The organism is Azospirillum sp. FG154, assembly GCF_057809575.1.
Map to the genome: position 1 here is coordinate 75,218 of NZ_JBMDKF010000006.1, position 16,167 is coordinate 91,384.

The 16,167-nt window shown below is 65.9% G+C and carries 12 protein-coding genes, 1 tRNA gene and 1 pseudogene; 7 read left to right on the forward strand and 7 right to left on the reverse strand.

Annotated features, from left to right (window positions below; all coding sequences use genetic code 11):
* Positions 1–18: 18 nt before the first annotated feature.
* The gene (locus ACODS4_RS08975; protein WP_488862804.1) at positions 19–456 is read right to left on the reverse strand and encodes an SH3 domain-containing protein; all 438 of its coding nucleotides are present in this window, start codon (positions 454–456) and stop codon (positions 19–21) included.
* Positions 457–585: 129 nt separating this feature from the next.
* Positions 586–885 (reverse strand): DUF1272 domain-containing protein, encoded by a 300-nt coding sequence (locus ACODS4_RS08980; RefSeq protein WP_488862806.1) that lies wholly within the window; start codon positions 883–885, stop codon positions 586–588.
* A 219-nt stretch (positions 886–1,104) separates the two neighbouring features.
* On the opposite strand from ACODS4_RS08980, the pseudogene ACODS4_RS08985 reads away from it, so the two are divergent.
* Positions 1,105–2,537: pseudogene (locus tag ACODS4_RS08985) on the forward strand (FAD/NAD(P)-binding protein).
* A gap of 95 nt (positions 2,538–2,632) precedes the next feature.
* On the opposite strand, the gene ACODS4_RS08990 reads toward ACODS4_RS08985, so the two are convergent.
* The 3 genes from ACODS4_RS08990 to secA all read right to left on the reverse strand — a co-directional run bounded on the left by ACODS4_RS08990 (position 2,633) and on the right by secA (position 7,721).
* Positions 2,633–4,003, reverse strand: a complete 1,371-nt coding sequence (locus ACODS4_RS08990; protein ID WP_488862808.1) for a DEAD/DEAH box helicase — start codon at positions 4,001–4,003, stop codon at positions 2,633–2,635.
* 274 nt (positions 4,004–4,277) lie between these two features.
* Positions 4,278–4,811, reverse strand: a complete 534-nt coding sequence (locus ACODS4_RS08995) for a flagellar basal body-associated FliL family protein (RefSeq protein WP_488862810.1) — start codon at positions 4,809–4,811, stop codon at positions 4,278–4,280.
* Positions 4,812–5,033: 222 nt separating this feature from the next.
* Positions 5,034–7,721: a preprotein translocase subunit SecA gene (gene secA / locus ACODS4_RS09000; protein ID WP_488862812.1), complete on the reverse strand. Its 2,688-nt coding sequence runs from the start codon at positions 7,719–7,721 to the stop codon at positions 5,034–5,036.
* A gap of 298 nt (positions 7,722–8,019) precedes the next feature.
* Here secA and ACODS4_RS09005 point away from each other — a divergent pair, with 298 nt between their 5' ends.
* The 6 genes from ACODS4_RS09005 to ACODS4_RS09030 all read left to right on the forward strand — a co-directional run bounded on the left by ACODS4_RS09005 (position 8,020) and on the right by ACODS4_RS09030 (position 14,987).
* Complete coding sequence (locus ACODS4_RS09005) at positions 8,020–8,916, forward strand: peptidylprolyl isomerase (protein WP_488862814.1); 897 nt, start codon at positions 8,020–8,022, stop codon at positions 8,914–8,916.
* 185 nt (positions 8,917–9,101) lie between these two features.
* Complete coding sequence (gene argJ, locus ACODS4_RS09010) at positions 9,102–10,340, forward strand: bifunctional glutamate N-acetyltransferase/amino-acid acetyltransferase ArgJ (RefSeq protein ID WP_488862816.1); 1,239 nt, start codon at positions 9,102–9,104, stop codon at positions 10,338–10,340.
* Between the two features lie 19 nt (positions 10,341–10,359).
* Positions 10,360–10,803 carry a (deoxy)nucleoside triphosphate pyrophosphohydrolase gene (locus tag ACODS4_RS09015; RefSeq protein WP_488862817.1) on the forward strand — a complete coding sequence of 148 codons (444 nt, stop codon included), beginning with the start codon at positions 10,360–10,362 and terminating at the stop codon, positions 10,801–10,803.
* A 416-nt stretch (positions 10,804–11,219) separates the two neighbouring features.
* Positions 11,220–13,121 (forward strand): DNA helicase RecQ, encoded by a 1,902-nt coding sequence (gene recQ / locus ACODS4_RS09020; protein ID WP_488862819.1) that lies wholly within the window; start codon positions 11,220–11,222, stop codon positions 13,119–13,121.
* 84 nt (positions 13,122–13,205) lie between these two features.
* Positions 13,206–13,280: transfer RNA gene (locus ACODS4_RS09025), tRNA-Thr, on the forward strand.
* A gap of 231 nt (positions 13,281–13,511) precedes the next feature.
* Positions 13,512–14,987, forward strand: coding sequence for a hypothetical protein (locus tag ACODS4_RS09030; RefSeq protein WP_488862821.1), 1,476 nt, complete (start codon positions 13,512–13,514; stop codon positions 14,985–14,987).
* A gap of 38 nt (positions 14,988–15,025) precedes the next feature.
* Here ACODS4_RS09030 and ACODS4_RS09035 read toward each other — a convergent pair whose 3' ends face one another.
* Complete coding sequence (locus ACODS4_RS09035; RefSeq protein ID WP_488862823.1) at positions 15,026–15,520, reverse strand: hypothetical protein; 495 nt, start codon at positions 15,518–15,520, stop codon at positions 15,026–15,028.
* Complete coding sequence (locus tag ACODS4_RS09040) at positions 15,517–16,101, reverse strand: hypothetical protein (protein ID WP_488862825.1); 585 nt, start codon at positions 16,099–16,101, stop codon at positions 15,517–15,519. Before ACODS4_RS09040 ends, ACODS4_RS09035 begins: the two co-directional genes overlap by 4 nt.
* Between the last annotated feature and the right edge of the window lie 66 nt (positions 16,102–16,167).

Consider the following 16,167-nt stretch of genomic DNA (forward strand, 5'->3'; position numbering starts at 1 on the left):
CCCGCCCGCGAAAGCCGGTCAGTTCGCGATCGGGGCCGCGCCGATCTTGCTGCGCGGGGCGGCCTTGATCGTCGGCCCGGCGTTGTCCACCGGCTTGGCCAGCGTCGTCGTGACGCCGCGCGCGCCGCTGGGGGCGCTGCCTTTCAGGCGCAGCAGATGCAAACGGACATAGGCGGTGGAGCCGCCCGCCTTCACCGCCACCCAGTCGCTGTTGCGCACCCGGCCCAGCGTCGTCACCGCTTGACCCGCGCCGACGCTGGCGACGACGGCGGCGCCGTTGGTCGGCTGGGCGCGCAGTTGGGTCGGCTTGTCGGCCTCCCATTGGCCGAAGATGGGGTCAAGGCCGGGGCCGGCGTCGGGCGCGCTGCGCACGTCCGCCGGGTTGGGGATGCGGTCGCGCGGCAGGCAGCCGGGGACCATCAGCATGGTCAGGGCCAGACCCAAGGGGAACAACACGCGCCGATTCATCGCACACCCTGTCGAACACACGGAACTGCGGCGACCTTACAGGAGAAACCGCCCTCTTCGCCACCGCAGCGCGACCCTTCGGGCTATGAGCTTTTTAAGGCGCGGGCGCGGGAACCTTCAGAACAGCGAGGCGCAGCCGTCGGATTTCACCGTCCGCAAACTGGTCGGCGGGTTGGCCGCGAGCTTGCCCGCCGGGCGGATCGGGCGGCGGACCAACTCCCCGCCGCAATTGGGGCAGAGCTGACCGGGCAGCCGGTCGCGGCAATCGACGCAGAAGGTGCATTCAAAGGAGCAGATCACCGCGTCGAGGGACTCGGGCGGCAGATCGCGGTCGCAGCATTCGCAGGAGGGGCGGAGTTGCAGCATGGTCGGGCAATCCTTGGGATGGGAACGCAACGTCGCCAGGATAGCGGCCATCGTCGGGCGTCGGCAGTGGCGTGATGGACAATGTTCATCAACATTACGCCATTTCCAGGCGACCGTCCGATCACGGTGGCGGTGGTGGGGATGGTGAATGATCTTGCTTCACCATTTATCTCTATTAAAATAATAGATATAAGGAGAATAAACGTGGCGACGGCGCCGTCTTGCCGCTCCGACGCCCGCGCCCCTGACCTCAAAAGGTGGAAAACCGCCATGTCCAGCCCAGCGCCCTGTCGTTCCGCCGACGTCCCGCCTGAACAGACCATCGCCATCGTTGGCGGCGGGTTCAGCGGTTGTCTGTTGGCCGCCCATCTGTTGCGCGCCGCCCAACGCCCGCTGGCGATTCATCTGATCGAGGCGCGGGACCGTCGCGGCGTCGGCGTCGCCTACGCCACCCGGAACAACGCGCATCTGCTGAACGTGCGGGCGCAGAACATGAGCGCCTTTCCCGACGACGCGGGGCATTTTCTGCGCTGGCTGTCGGCGCGGAGCGGGGGGAGGCGACGCCGCAACGCGGACAATCCTTCGCCACCCGCGCGGATTATGGGGCTTACATTCAAGATGTTCTGGCCCAGGCGCGGGCCGTCGCGCCGCCTTACGCCCGCTTGATCGAGCGGCGGGGCGAGGTGGTGGGTTTGGCGCCGACCGACGGAGGCGCGGCGCGCCTGCGTTTGGCCGATGGCCCCGATCTGACGGCGGATTCGGTGGCCCTGTGCATCGGCAACTTCCCGCCCCTGCCGCCCGCGCTGACCTCGGTCTCGGCGAAACAGGTTCTGGCGAGCGACCGCTTCCTCGGCGACCCTTGGGACAATGAAGCGGTGGCGGCGATTGACCGCGACGCGCGGGTGGTCATCCTCGGCGCCGGCCTGACCATGGTGGACATCGCGCTGCTGCTGCTCAACCAGGGTCATCGCGGCGCGATCACCACCCTGTCGCGCCGGGGCTTCTTGCCGCACCGGCACGCCGAAACGCGACCCATCGACGCCTTTCTCCACCCGGACCGGATGCCGCGAACGGTTTTGGACGTGCTGATCGCCTTGCGGGCGGCGGCGCGGCGGGCGGACGAGGCCGGGGACGGCTGGCGTTCGGCCTTCGACGCGCTGCGCCCCTATCACCACCGTCTGTGGGCGGGGCTGCCGCTGGACGAGCGCCGCCGCTTTCTGCGCCATGCCCGGCCCTTTTGGGACATCCACCGCCACCGTATGGCCCCCGCCGTCGCCGATCGGATCGACGCGGCGCGCGCCAGCGGTCAATTGACCGTGCAGGCCGGGCGTTTGACCGATCTCGCCGCCACGGGAGACGGGCTGGAATTGTCAGTTCTGGGGCGCGGCGGGGCGCGGCGAGCGACCTTGCAGGGCGACGTCGTCATCAACGCCATCGGCACGAATTGCGACTATGATCGGGTGCGGCACCCGCTGGTGCGCTCCCTGCTCGATCAGGGGCTGGCGCGGCCCGATGCGTTGCGTCTGGGGTTGGACGTCACCGCGACGGGCGCCTTGATTGGCGCGGACGGCGTCGCATCCGCGCGGATCGTCGCCTTGGGGCCGGTCAGCAAAGCCCCTTTCTGGGAAATGGTCGCGGTGCCGGAACTCCGCCTGCAATGCTTTGAAACGGCGAAGCGACTGTTGGACGGGTTGGGGCGATAGGGTCGACACGAAAACGGGGCGGTCCTCGTGAGAGAACCGCCCCGTCATCCGATCAGTCGCGCCGGATCAGAGCGATCCGGCGATCCTGCTTGTTCTTACCAAGCCTTGGCGCGGGCCACCGGCTTGCCGCCGTTGCCATGGGACTCGCGGCGGGCGTGGCTGTGATCCGGGCGGGCGTGACCATGGTCAGGACGATCCGAACGGCCATGCTCCGAACGCGGGCCGCGCGGGCCTTGGGCGGCGGACTTGTCGTTGGCGCCGCGCTGCCAGGGCTTCGGACCGCCGCTGGGACGGGCGTTGCGGCTGGGCGGACGGCCACCGGCGCTGAACGGGCGCTGCGGCTCCAGACCGGGGATCACATGCACCGCCAGCGTGGCGTTGGTGTAACGCTCGATGCGGAACAGGGTCTCACGGTCGGCGCGGCCCGCGAAGGAGATCGCGATGCCCGAAGCGCCCGCACGACCCGTGCGACCGATGCGGTGAACGTAATCTTCCGCCGAACGCGGCAGGTCGAAGTTGATGACGTGGGTGATGTCGCGCACGTCGATGCCGCGCGCGGCGACGTCGGTCGCCACCAGCAGACGGATCTGCCCGGTGCGCAGACGCTGGAGCGTGCGGTTGCGCTTGCCCTGGTCCATGTCGCCGTGCAGGGCGGCGGCGGCGTGACCGGCGTCCGCCAGCTCTTCAGCCAACGAATCGGCGTCGCGCTTGGTCGCGGCGAAGATGATCGCCTTGCCGACCTCGGGCTGGGCGGCGAAATGCTGGAGCATCTTGCGCTTGTGGTCGAGATCGTCGGCGTGGTGCAGACGCTGTTCGACGTTGATCGACGTCGCTTCTGTTTCCACGGCGACCCGTTCCGGGTTGCGCAGCAGGTTGTTGGCCAGGCCGGTCATGCGGCGGTCGAGCGTCGCGGTGAACAGCATGGTCTGGCGGGTCGGCGGGCAGCATTTGGCGATGGTTTCCACGTCGTCGTGGAAGCCCATGTCCAGCATGCGGTCGGCCTCGTCGAGGATCAGAACCTCGACCGCTTCCAGGTCGATGCGGCGGCGCGACACATGGTCGATCAGACGGCCCGGCGTGGCGACGACGACGTCCACCGGACGCGACAGCAGGCGAAGCTGCTCGCGGTAGGGCATGCCGCCGACCACGTCCACGATGTTCAGCTTCATGAACTTCGCGTATTTGCGGGCGGCGTCCGTGACCTGCTTGGCCAGTTCGCGGGTGGGGGCCAGCACCAGAACGCGCGGGGCGGCGACGCCCAAACGCGGCAGTTCGGCGATGCGGGTCAGGGCGGGCAGCATGAAGGCGGCGGTCTTGCCGGTGCCGGTTTCGGCGGTGGCGAGAATGTCGCGGCCAGCGATCGCCGGGGGAATCGCGGCGGCCTGGACCGGGGTCGCGACGGTGTATTCAAAAGCCTCAAGGGCCTTCAGGACGAGCGGGTGCAGACCGAGTTCAGCAAACGACAATGCAGTCAACCTTCTCAAGACAAGACGGCACGCCCACACGCGCCCGAATGGCGAGCGTGGGAGAAGCCGGCGGTTTCGCCGGGAGGAGGTCGAGAGGGAGAGGCGTCTATCCGAAGCATGAACCGCCCAAACCCCTTACAATGGGGTGGGCGCCCTGCGAAATCAAAGCGCGTCTCGCTCAAGAGACGCGCGAGCCTCCAGCGATCAAGACGCACTTGATAGTCTATTGCGTCGCACAAACCAAGATCTTTCGGTGGGGCAAGCCCTGCGTCCCTCACCGGACGACCATGCGTTCTATGTAGACGTCGCGGATCAGCCCGGCCCCGGCCTCGCGCCGCACCGCGTCCTTGACCGCGTCCTTCAGCAATTGCGCCGATCCGGGCGCGGTCAGCCGCTCGGCCTCGACCCGGCCCACGCTTTCAAACAGCCGGTCGGCGATGCGGTCCTGATAGCGCAGAACGGCGTCGGCCTTCACCTTGGGGGCCAGCACCAGCGACACCTGCACGTCGATGGCGCGCGCGCCGCCCAGCGCGATGTCCAGGGCGGGCAGGGGGGCCAGCCGGGCCTTCGGCCCCATTTGCGCGGCGACGCGGCGGCTTTCAAACACATGGCTGAAGGCGAAGGAACCCGCGTAAGCCAACCCGGCCAGCGTCAACAGGACGATCAGAACCGTGGCGATCAGATGGGGAGTGTGCGGTCCGTGCTGGACGGACGGCGAGGCCGCGCGCGCACGCGCCGGAGGCGCCGAGGTTGGATGATGAGGGATCGGGCGACTGGGTGTTGGATGAATCGGGGTGTGGGCGGCCATGATCGGAACCCTCCGAACGGACGGCGCGCACAGGCTCTGCCGCCTGTGGCGTCGCCTTGGGAACCACGATCAGACTACACCCGTTCGCGTTCAAAATTCGTGAATCCTCGGGCCGCGACGGCGTGCCGCATGGTCTTTTGCGCTGCGGCATCAACGAGAAACGGGCGAGCCGATGGCCCGCCCGTTTCTCGTGATTCTGGTCCTGCGTTCGGAAAGACCCGGTTACGCCAGACGCCCGTGGCAATGCTTGAACTTCTTGCCCGACCCGCAGGGGCAATTGGCGTTGCGCGGGGTGTTGGCCATCACCTCGTCCGGCAGCGGCTGGTCTTCCGGGATGACGGCGCCGTCGCCCCCGGCCATGGTCAACGCCGGATCCATGCGGCTCTCCTGCATCTCCTGCATGCGGCGGGCGAAGAGTTCCTCCTCCGACGGGGCCATGCGGATTTCGACATGCATCAGCACCGACGTGACCTGTTCGCGCAGGTTCATCAGCATGGTGTCGAACAGCTCGAACGCCTCGCGCTTGTACTCGTTCAGCGGATCCTTCTGCGCATAGGCGCGCAAGGAAATGCCCTGGCGGAGATGGTCGAGCTGGAGCAGGTGATCCTTCCATTCCTGATCGAGGATCTGGAGCAGCAGGCTCTTTTCCACATGGCGCATGGTCTCGGCGCCATAGGCCTCTTCCTTGGCCGCGTATTTCTCGTCGGCGGCGTTGCGGACGCGCTCCTCGATCTCCGGCTCGGCGATGCCCTCTTCCTTGGCCCAGTCATGGACCGGCAGATCCATGCCCAACAGGCGGTTGGCCGATTCATGCAGCGAATCGATGTCCCACTGTTCGGAATAGCTGTTGGCGGGGATCGCGGTGGCGACGACGTTGGCGATGATCTGGTGGCGCATCTCGCGGATCTCTTCCGCGATGTCCTCGCTGTCCATCACCTCGCGGCGCTGTTCATAGACGACCTTGCGCTGGTCGTTCATGACGTTGTCGAACTTCAGCAGGTTCTTGCGGACCTCGAAATGGTGCGCTTCGACCTTTTGCTGGGCCTTCTCCAACGCCTTGTTGATCCAGGGATGGATGATCGCCTCGCCTTCCTTCAGGCCCAGGCGTTGCAGCATGCCGTCCATCCGCTCCGACCCGAAGATGCGCATCAGGTCGTCTTCCAGCGACAGGAAGAATTTCGACGTGCCGGGATCGCCCTGACGGCCCGACCGGCCACGGAGCTGGTTGTCGATGCGGCGGCTTTCGTGGCGTTCGGTGCCGATGACGTAGAGGCCGCCAGCGGCCTTCACCACCTCGCGCGATTCGGCGATTTCCGCCTCGATCTGTTTGACGCGGGCGTCGCGCTCCGGGCCTTCCGGGAGGTCGGACAGCTCGACTTCGATCCGCATCTGAAGGTTGCCGCCCAACTGGATGTCGGTGCCGCGACCGGCCATGTTGGTGGCGACCGTCACCGCGCCGGGGCGTCCGGCCTGGGCGACGATGTAGGCCTCCTGCTCGTGGTGGCGGGCGTTCAGCACATTGTGCGGGATGCCGCGCTTGGTCAGCAGATCGGCCAGCAATTCCGATTTTTCGATGGAGGTGGTGCCGACCAGAACCGGCTGGCCGCGCTTGCGCGCCTCCTCGATCAAATCGATCATCGCGTGGTATTTTTCGGCGCCGGTGCGATAGACCTCGTCGTCATGGTCGATGCGCTTGACCGCCACGTTGGTCGGGATGTCCACCACTTCCAGACCATAGATTTCGCCGAACTCGGCGGCCTCGGTCATCGCGGTGCCGGTCATGCCCGCCAGCTTGGGGTAGATGCGGAAGTAATTCTGGAAGGTGATCGAGGCGAGAGTCTGATTCTCGCGCTGGATCGTCACCCGCTCTTTGGCTTCCAGCGCCTGATGCAGCCCTTCGGAGAAGCGGCGACCGTCCATCATGCGCCCGGTGAACTCGTCGATGATGATGACCTTGTCATCCTTGACGATGTAATCCTTGTCGCGCTGGAACAGCGTGTGGGCGCGCAGGGCCTGTTGGGCGTGATGGACCAGAGCGACGTTCTGGATGTCGTACAGCCCGCCGGTCTTCAGCAAACCAGCGTCCGCCAGCAGCTTTTCCATATGCTCCTGCCCGATTTCGGAGAAGCTGACGGAGCGGTGCTTCTCGTCCTTCTCGAAATCCTCGGGGGTCAGCAGCGGGATCAGGCGATCCACCTGGAGATACATCTCGCCCGCGTCGGTCGACGGGCCGGAGATGATGAGCGGGGTGCGCGCCTCGTCGATCAGGATCGAGTCGACCTCGTCGACGATGGCGTAATTGAACGTCCGCTGGACCATTTCCTCCAGGCGGAACTTCATGTTGTCGCGCAGATAGTCGAAGCCGAACTCGTTGTTCGTGCCATAGGTGATGTCGGCGGCGTAGGCGGCGCGGCGTTCGTCGTCGTCCAGGCCGGGCACGATGCAGCCGGTGGTCAGGCCGAGGAAGCCGTAGACCCGGCTCATCCACCCGCTGTCGCGGCGGGCCAGATAATCGTTGACGGTGACGACGTGGACGCCCTTGCCCTCCAGCGCGTTCAGATAGACGGCCAGCGTGGCGACCAAGGTCTTGCCTTCGCCCGTCCGCATTTCCGAAATCTTGCCCTGGTGCAGCACCATGCCGCCGAGAAGCTGCACGTCGAAATGCCGCTGGCCCAGAACGCGCTTGGCCGCCTCGCGCACGGTGGCGAAGGCGTCGGGCAGGATGTCGTCCAGCGACTCGCCCTTGGCCAGCCGTTCGCGCAGCCAATCGGTGCGCGCCTTCAGCGCCTCATCCGACAGCGCCGCGACCGACGGCTCCAAACCGTTGATCTGCTGGACGGTTTTGTGCAGCGCCTTGACCGCGCGCGTGTTGGCGGTGCCGAAAATCTTGCGGGCGAGAGCGCCGAACATGAAAACCTCGGAAGTAAAACGGAGTGTGGGCCAGCCTATCGACGGGTCTCACATAGGGCTATGGCGGGGCGCTGTCAACGAGACCGGGCCGCCGAGCCGCCGCAAAAGCGCGGCGAAAGCGGCGGCGGGGCTGGTATTGCCGCGCGCGGGCGCCCAGTTGTGTGACGGATTGATGGGGGCCTTGCCCGGCACGCGCAACCCATGCTTAATCCACACGAAATCGGGCGCGGAGCGGCGGGTGGCTCTGGCGCCGCGAGTCACGCTTCGCCCCACACCCGCCGGAAGGAAATGAGTCGCCATGGTGAATCGAGTGTTCCGCACCGCTCTTCTGTCGATGGCCGTTTGCGGCGTCGCGCTGAGCGCGCACGCGCAGACGTCCGCCCCGACCCCCGCCGCCGACCCGGTCGTCGCGCGCGTGAATGGTGAGGAACTGCACCGCTCCGACGTCACCCGGATGGTCGCGCAACTGCCGCCGCAGGTGCAGCAGATGCCCATCGAGATGATCTATCCGGCGGTCATCGACCAGTTGGTCAGCGGCAAGCTGGTGGCGTCGGCGGGCTACAAGGCCAAGCTGGCCGACAGCGCCGAGGTCAAGGACGAGATCAAGCGGGCCGAGGAGCGCGCCGTGCAGCGCGCCTTCATCCAAAGCGAGATGAAGACCCGCATCACGCCCAAGGCGCTGGATGACGCCTATCAGGCCTATCTGAAGCAGAACCCGCCGCAGGACGAGGTCAAGGCCGCCCACATCCTGGTCGAAAAGGAAGACGAAGCCAAGGCCATCATCGCCGAACTGGCCAAGGGCGGCGATTTCGCCAAGCTGGCCAAGGAAAAGTCGAAGGATTCGGTCGCGGCTCAGCAGGGCGGCGATCTGGGTTACTTCACCAAGGACGCGATGGTCGAGCCGTTCGCCGTCGCCGCCTTCGCCATGGCGAAGGGCGAGGTGAGCAAGGAGCCGGTGAAGACCCAGTTCGGCTTCCACATCATCAAGGTCGAAGACAAGCGCACCCAGCCCGCCCCGACGCTGGACGAGGTCAAGCCGCAGCTTGAACAGACCCTGTCGAAGGACATCGTGACCGCCCTGGTGGAAGAGCTGCGCGCCGCCGCCAAGGTCGAGACCTTCCAGATCGACGGCTCGCCGATGCCCAAGGAAGTCCCCGCCGCCGCCCCGAAGGCGGACGAGCCGAAGAAGAACTGATCGGTTCTTCCGCCAGCCGTCGCGACGCTTGCCCCCACCCCCTCCCCCGCTTTCGCAGGGGAGGGGGGCGTCGCTGATCCGCAAGGCCCCCTCTCCCGCGTCAGCGGGGGAGGGTTGGGGTGGGGGCAAAACCCCACTCCGCGTTCGCGCTGCACAAAACCCACCCCCCGCACGGGAATCCCCCCATGGCCACGACGCTCTCTCCCTTGGCTCCCGCCAGCTTTCCGACGCTGCCCCCCATCGCGGGCGTGCGCATCGCCACGGCGAACAGCGGCATCCGATACAAGGGCCGCGACGATTTGCTGCTGGCCGTGCTGGATCCCGACACCGCCGTGGCCGGGGTGCTGACCCGTTCGCTGACCTGCTCGGCTCCGGTGATCTGGTGCCGCGACAGCCTGCCCAAGGGGTCGGCCCGCGCCGTCGTGGTCAACGCGGGCAACGCCAACGCCTTCACCGGCAAGGCGGGCGACGCCACCGTTCAGGCGACCGTCCAGGCCGCCGCCGAGATCGCGGGCTGCGCGCCCGACGAGGTTTACATCGCGTCGACCGGCGTGATCGGCATTCCGCTGGCCGCCGACGCCATCGGCAAATCCCTGCCCGCCATGGTCCCGACGCTCGCGGCGGATTCGGCGGCGTGGGAAAAGGCCGCCCGCGCCATCATGACCACCGACACCTTCCCCAAGGGCGCTGTCCGCAGCGTGACCATCGGCGGCACGCCGGTGACGATCGCCGGTTTCGCCAAGGGGTCGGGCATGATCGCCCCGGACATGGCGACGATGCTGGGCTTCGTCTTCACCGACGCCGCCATCGCGTCCAGCGCCTTGCAGGACATGCTGTCGGAATTCACCGAGCGCACCTTCAACGCCATCACGGTGGACGGCGACACCTCGACCAGCGACACGCTGCTGCTGTTCGCCACCGGCAAGGCGGGCAACGCCCCGGTGTCCAGCGCCGCCGCCGCCGAACTGGCCGATTTCCGCGCTGCGCTGGAAGATCTGTTGCTTGATCTGGCCTTGCAGATCGTCCGCGACGGCGAGGGGGCGACCAAATTCGTCGCCATCACGGTGGACGGGGCCGACAGCGACGCGGCGGCCAAGCGCATCGCGCTGACCGTCGCCAATTCCCCCCTGGTCAAGACCGCCGTCGCTGGCGAGGACGCCAATTGGGGCCGCATCGTCGCCGCCATCGGGCGGGCGGGCGAGCGCGCCGACCGCGATCTCATCAAGATCACCGTCGGCGGCACGCTGATCTGCGCCGAAGGGATGGAAGTCCCCGGCTATGACGAAACCCCGGTCGCCGCCCACATGAAGGGCAAGGAGATCGACGTCCACATCGACCTTGGCCTGGGGCGCGGAACCGCCAAGGTGTGGACCTGCGATCTGACCCACGGCTACATCGACATCAACGGCAGCTACCGGAGCTGACCGTCATCGGAGTCGCGCGATGACCGCCTGTTTCGATCCCGCCTCCACGCCGCCGCGCGGCAGCCTGCCGACCTTGTTCGTCGTCGCGGTTGCCCTGGTGGACGCCGATGGCCGCGTGCTGCTGGCCCAACGCCCGCCCGGCAAATCGCTGGCGGGGCTGTGGGAGTTTCCCGGCGGCAAGGTGGACGCGGGCGAAACCCCGGAAGCCGCCCTGGTGCGCGAGTTGAAGGAGGAGTTGGGGATCGACACGGCGGCGAGCTGTCTGGCCCCCTTCACCTTCGCCTCGCACAGCTACGAAAGCTTTCATCTGCTGATGCCGCTCTATGTCTGCCGGGTGTGGGAGGGCGACGTCGTCGCGCAGGAGGGGCAGCGTCTGGCCTGGGTCCGTCCCAACCGGATGGGCGACTACCCGATGCCGCCCGCCGACGTGCCGCTGGTCGCCATGCTGCGGGATCTTCTGTAGACCTTGCGCTGTAGACCTTGCGTTGAAAAAGGACGGCGACGGCGCTATAGTGATGGGAGGAGGCCGATGGGTGTTGGCGCACCCACCGGCCCGCTCCTGATGCTTAGCGGCGGGTCACGCGGATTTCGATCCGCCAACGCCGCCACTGGAGCACCAGGGAGAAGGGCATCTTCTTCATGCCTTTTTTCCTCCTTCTGAAACGGCGGATGGCCCATTCCATCCGCCGTTTTCACTTTACACGGCAGACAAGAAAACTTTCCACATTTTCACACGCATGTGTGGAGTTGGCGGCGGTTCGCCGCGCGGCCCGCTCGCCCGAGTCGTGATTGCGGCTTTGCCGTTGGGGCAATCTGTGCGACATCATGGGGCCTGATCCGAAGGCCGGGTTCCGGCCCCCACTTTTGAACCGCATCGGCGTGGATTCGTTGTTTTCCTTTTCTGGTCGCGACTCCGGCGACGGCCCTGACGCGGCGCTGAACGCGCTGCGCACGGTTTTCGGCTACGCCTCTTTCCGGGGGCAGCAGGCCGACATCATCGATCATGTCGTGCGCGGCGGCGACGCGCTGGTGCTGATGCCGACCGGCGGCGGCAAATCGCTGTGCTACCAAATTCCGGCGCTGGTGCGCGACGGCGTGACCGTGGTCGTCTCGCCGCTGATCGCCCTGATGCGCGACCAGGTCACGGCGATGCGCGAGCTGGGCGTGCGCGCCGCCTTCCTCAACTCCTCCCTGGGCGCGGCGGAAGCGCGCGAGGTCGAACGCGACATGGCGCGCGGCGACATCGACCTTGTCTATGTCGCCCCGGAACGGCTGGTGACGCCGCGTTTCCTGGAGTTGCTCGATCGCACCAAGCTGGCGCTGTTCGCGTTGGACGAGGCCCATTGCGTGTCGCAATGGGGGCATGATTTCCGCCCGGAATATCTGCAACTGTCGATTCTGCACGAACGCCACCCGGATGTGCCGCGCATCGCGCTGACCGCCACCGCCGACGTGCAGACCCGCAACGAGATCAAGGAAAAGCTGGGGCTGACGGAGGCGCGGGTCTTCCTGTCCAGCTTCGACCGCCCCAACATCACCTACCGCGTCGTGCCGAAGAAGAGCGAGCGTCAGCAGATGCTGGCCTTCCTCAACGAGAATCATGGCGAGGACGCGGGCATCGTCTATTGCATGTCGCGCGCGAAGGTCGAGGACACGGCGGCCTGGCTGAACGCCCAGGGGCGCGAGGCGCTGCCCTACCACGCCGGTCTTCCCGCCTCCGTGCGCGAGGCCAACCAGGACCGCTTCATCAAAAGCGAGGGCATCGTCATGGTGGCGACGGTGGCCTTCGGCATGGGCATCGACAAGCCGAACGTCCGTTTCGTCTGCCATCTCGACCCGCCGAAAAGCCTGGAGGCCTATTACCAGGAAACCGGGCGCGCCGGGCGCGACGGTCTGCCCGCCAACGCCTGGATGTCCTATGGCATGGCCGACGTGGTGATGCTGCGCCAGATGCTGGAGCAATCGGAGGCGGGCGACAGCCACCGCCGGGTGGAGCGCGGCAAGCTGGAGGCGTTGCTGGGCTATTGCGAAACGTCGGGCTGCCGCCGTCAGGTCTTGCTGAATTATTTCAACGAGACGATGGCCGAGCCTTGCGGCAATTGCGACACCTGCCTGGACCCGGTGGCGAGCTGGGACGGCACCATCGCCGCGCAAAAGGCGCTGTCGGCGGTCTACCGCACCGGCCAGCGCTATGGCGCCGGGCATCTGATCGACGTGTTGCTGGGGAACGCCACCGAAAAGGTGATCCAGCAGGCGCACGACGCGCTGAAGACCTTCGGCGTCGGCAAGGATCTGGCCAAGACCGAATGGCAATCGGTGTACCGGCAGTTGGTGGCCAACGGCTTTCTGACTGTCGATCTGGAAGGTTATGGCGGCTTCCGCCTGACCGACGCCGGGGTGGCGGTCATCAAGGGGCAACGGTCGGTCAGCCTGCGCAAGGATCCGGTTCAGGAGCGCCGTCGCGGCGTCCACGACGCCTTGCGCCGCCAAACCGGGCGGGGCGGGGCGGGCGGTGGCGGTGGTTCGTCGTCGAGCGGAACCCGCACCAGCCTGTCGGCGACGGACGACGCCCTGTGGCACGCCCTGCGCGATTGCCGCACCGGCTTGGCCAAGGAGCAGGGGGTGCCGCCCTACGTCATCTTCCACGACAGCACCCTGTTGGAGATGGTCCATCAACGCCCACTGACGCCCGACGCCTTCGCCCGCCTGCCCGGCGTGGGCAGCCGCAAGCTGGACCGCTACGCCGCCGCCTTTCTGGACGTCATCCACGAGCATGGCTGAGCCGGGTGTTTGAGCCGCGCGTTTTTATGAAATTGTTTGCTTGCATCCATCGAATCACGCCGCTATGTTCCCCGCCACAACGACGCCGCAGTAGCTCAGGGGTAGAGCAACTGATTCGTAATCAGTAGGTCCGGGGTTCAATTCCCTGTTGCGGCACCAGTTTCTTCAAGGGCTTAGCCAGCGATGGCTAGGCCCTTGTTCGTTTTGGCGCCCCCGGGACAAACGGCGTAGATTGGCAGTCTTGGTATTCGTGAAAATTCAATTCGATTCTCCTGATGATCTGGTAACAACTATTGTATATGTGTAAAATACACATAACCAATTTTGTCCGTTGAGCATATATGTTCTTGTGGATATTTAAAATCGACCTCTGCATGAAGAGTCGATGTTTTGAGCGCACGTTGGCGGCAACTGTCCGGCTTACCATTCGATACCGGTGAAGCTCCTCTCCCTGCCTGTCTGGGCACGGTTGAAAAACCATTGCTTCAATCGCTTCATGGCCTTTATCTTTTGCATCGTTTGCTACGTCGGGAGGCGGCCATGGAGCGTCAACGGCATCCACGCGTATCGGCTTCCAAGCCGTCCAAGTCCAATTCGGGCAAGTCCAATTCGGGCAAGTTCATTTCGGCGTCTCCCGTTGCCGTGCAGGCCAAACCTGCGGCGTCGCCTGTTCGACACGCCCCGCCGCCGATCCACTTCAACAACATGATGGCGCCCGTCCAGGCGAAGCCCGCGTCGTCAACTGTCCGCCACAATCCTCCGCCGACCCGTTTCGACAACGCGGCGGCGTTGCCCGTCCAGGCCAAGTCGGCCCCCTCGCCGGTCCGGCACAACCCTCCGCCAACGCAATTCGACAAGGCGGCGTTGCCCGTCCAGGCCAAGCTGGCGTTCACACATGTTCGGCACAGCCCGCCGCCGACGCGTTTTGGTGGTCCGCCCGCTGTCCAGCCCAAGCTGACCCCACGCCCGGTCCATGCCGTCCCGGCAGGGCATGGGGGCGGCGCGCGCCTTGTTCAGGCCAAGCCGGCACCGATGCCCGCTTGGCCGGGGCGGGGCGTGGTCCAACGGATGGAGGAGCAAAAGGACGAGGGGGAAGATGAACTTCTTGCCTTCAGCGACAATGAGGATGTGGTCGAAGCGATTCTGACCTATCTGAGCACCGAGGTTTCGCCAACGGACCCACTGTCGGGAGCGTCGGAGCTGGACGTTTATCTCGGTTTGGAGATGGAATTTCCGTCCAAAGATTTTCCGGTCGGGATCCAGGAATTGGGGCTGACCAGCATAAGGGACTTGGTCAATGAGGTTTCCGGCTCAATCAGGCGTTTCCTCGGATCCTCTCTCTCCAGTGGATCGGCGGGTGGCGGCTGGGCGATGACCGCCATTCGCCGGGCAGCCATCGAGATGGTCGCCAGCCAGTCAGATAACCCGATCTTCCCGGGGAAGCGGTACACGCTGCATCACAAGATTTCGCGCAATGATCTGAAGAAATTTTTGAAAGGTCTGGACGAAAATGAACAAGAAGCCTTGACGACGTTGCTGCGCGATCAGATGAAATCCCTTGTGGGGGTCGGCGCCGAGTCGGCTTCTCTGGAAAAACTTCTCCTGAACATGCCGCCGAACCTTGAGATAGGGCCGCCCGCCGATCTGCGTGACGGCGATCCCGGATCGGGGTTCGATGGCAACGTTGCCAGTGGCGCTCTTACGCCCCGATCACACGCGCTCAACGGGGTTACGTCAGCCACGAATTTCGAGGAGGTTCGCCGTCGTCTCGAAGCAGCGTTCGACGCTCACGGCAATCAGGTCATCAGCGCTCCGAGGTCAGGGCTGTGGGACAAGGCGAGAGGAGGCAAGTTCAGGAAGCTCTGAAGCGCGCCTGAGAATGCCTGAGGGAGGGGGGCGGCGGCTCACCGGTCGGGCAGTGACAGTGGCAGGGCTTGCGCGATGGCGACGCTGTTGGGGGTTGGGTGGCGTTCCTGGACGCGGCGGCGGGCCTCTTCGGCGTTTTCGGCGACCAGGGCGTAATGCTTCACGCCGGTCCAGGGCGCCTTGTCGTCCAGCGCCTCCACCGCGACGTACCAGAGTTGGCCGTCGGCGCGGGCCACCCGGTCAAAGCAATGGAACTCCAGCGGGGCCTGGCTCTCCGCCGCTTCCAAGGCGGATTGGTGGCCGCGCAGTTCAGCTTGCGCGGCGGCGACCTCTTGATTCAGAGTGGACAGCGCCTCTTCAACCTCCGCCCGGCGGACGGCGGCGAGCTTGTTGTAATTGTCGTAGACGTCCAGGCGTTCCATCAACGCCTTCAGCTTGGCGGTTTGGCGGTCGGCGCGGACGCGGAGATAACGTTCCCCCATCGCGCCAAACCCCAAGGTCAGCATCGTCGCCAACAGCCACAGCATGGTCATGGCGCCGCCGCTCCCTGCTCCACCGGGGATGGGGCGGGCGCGTCGCCGCCGACGACGCCGACCACCACGCCGACGGACTCGTTGAAGATGCTGCGGGTCAGCATTTGCGCGGCGGGGAAATCGCTGGCCCAGACCCACGCCTCGTTCTGGAAGGGCCAGATCGCCGGATGGATCACCGCCTTGGCGTCGGGGCGCTGCATGGCGCCGGGACTCATCGACAGGGTGAAGCGGAAGCGATGCCGCCCCGGTTCTTCCCGACCGATCTCGTGGATGAAGCGGCGGGAGCCGGAGGCGCGCTTCTTGCCGCGCCGGGTCAGCATCAGCTTTTCCGCCGACAGCTCGACCAGAACGGCCTTCTGCGCCTCGATCGCCGTTTGCATCGCTTCCAGTTCGTTGGCCCGGACCTCCAACGCGTCGCGCTCGGCCATCAATTTGGCGCCAACCTGTTTGACCTCGCGCTCCTTCAGCGTGATGAGGGCGCGGCGAACCATCAGGAACAGCAGGGTTCCAGCCATGCACAGCAACGACAGCAGAACGACGTAGTCGCCCCCGCCCAAGCCCTGTGCCGACGAGGACGTCATTGGACGCCCGCGTTGACCTTGCGGTCGGTCATGTCCCTTCCGTCCTTGTCGTCGTTCCGCGAAAAT

Excerpts from the sequence above, each read along its gene's own strand:
- ACODS4_RS08980 (WP_488862806.1), bottom strand. The coding sequence starts at position 885 with ATGGCCGCTATCCTGGCGACGTTGCGTTCCCATCCCAAGGATTGCCCG.
- ACODS4_RS09035 (WP_488862823.1), bottom strand. The coding sequence starts at position 15,520 with ATGACCATGCTGTGGCTGTTGGCGACGATGCTGACCTTGGGGTTTGGC.
- ACODS4_RS08995 (WP_488862810.1), bottom strand. The coding sequence starts at position 4,811 with ATGGCCGCCCACACCCCGATTCATCCAACACCCAGTCGCCCGATCCCT.
- ACODS4_RS09040 (WP_488862825.1), bottom strand. The coding sequence starts at position 16,101 with ATGACGTCCTCGTCGGCACAGGGCTTGGGCGGGGGCGACTACGTCGTT.
- argJ (WP_488862816.1), top strand. The coding sequence starts at position 9,102 with ATGGCCACGACGCTCTCTCCCTTGGCTCCCGCCAGCTTTCCGACGCTG.
- secA (WP_488862812.1), bottom strand. The coding sequence starts at position 7,721 with ATGTTCGGCGCTCTCGCCCGCAAGATTTTCGGCACCGCCAACACGCGC.
- ACODS4_RS09005 (WP_488862814.1), top strand. The coding sequence starts at position 8,020 with ATGGTGAATCGAGTGTTCCGCACCGCTCTTCTGTCGATGGCCGTTTGC.
- ACODS4_RS09015 (WP_488862817.1), top strand. The coding sequence starts at position 10,360 with ATGACCGCCTGTTTCGATCCCGCCTCCACGCCGCCGCGCGGCAGCCTG.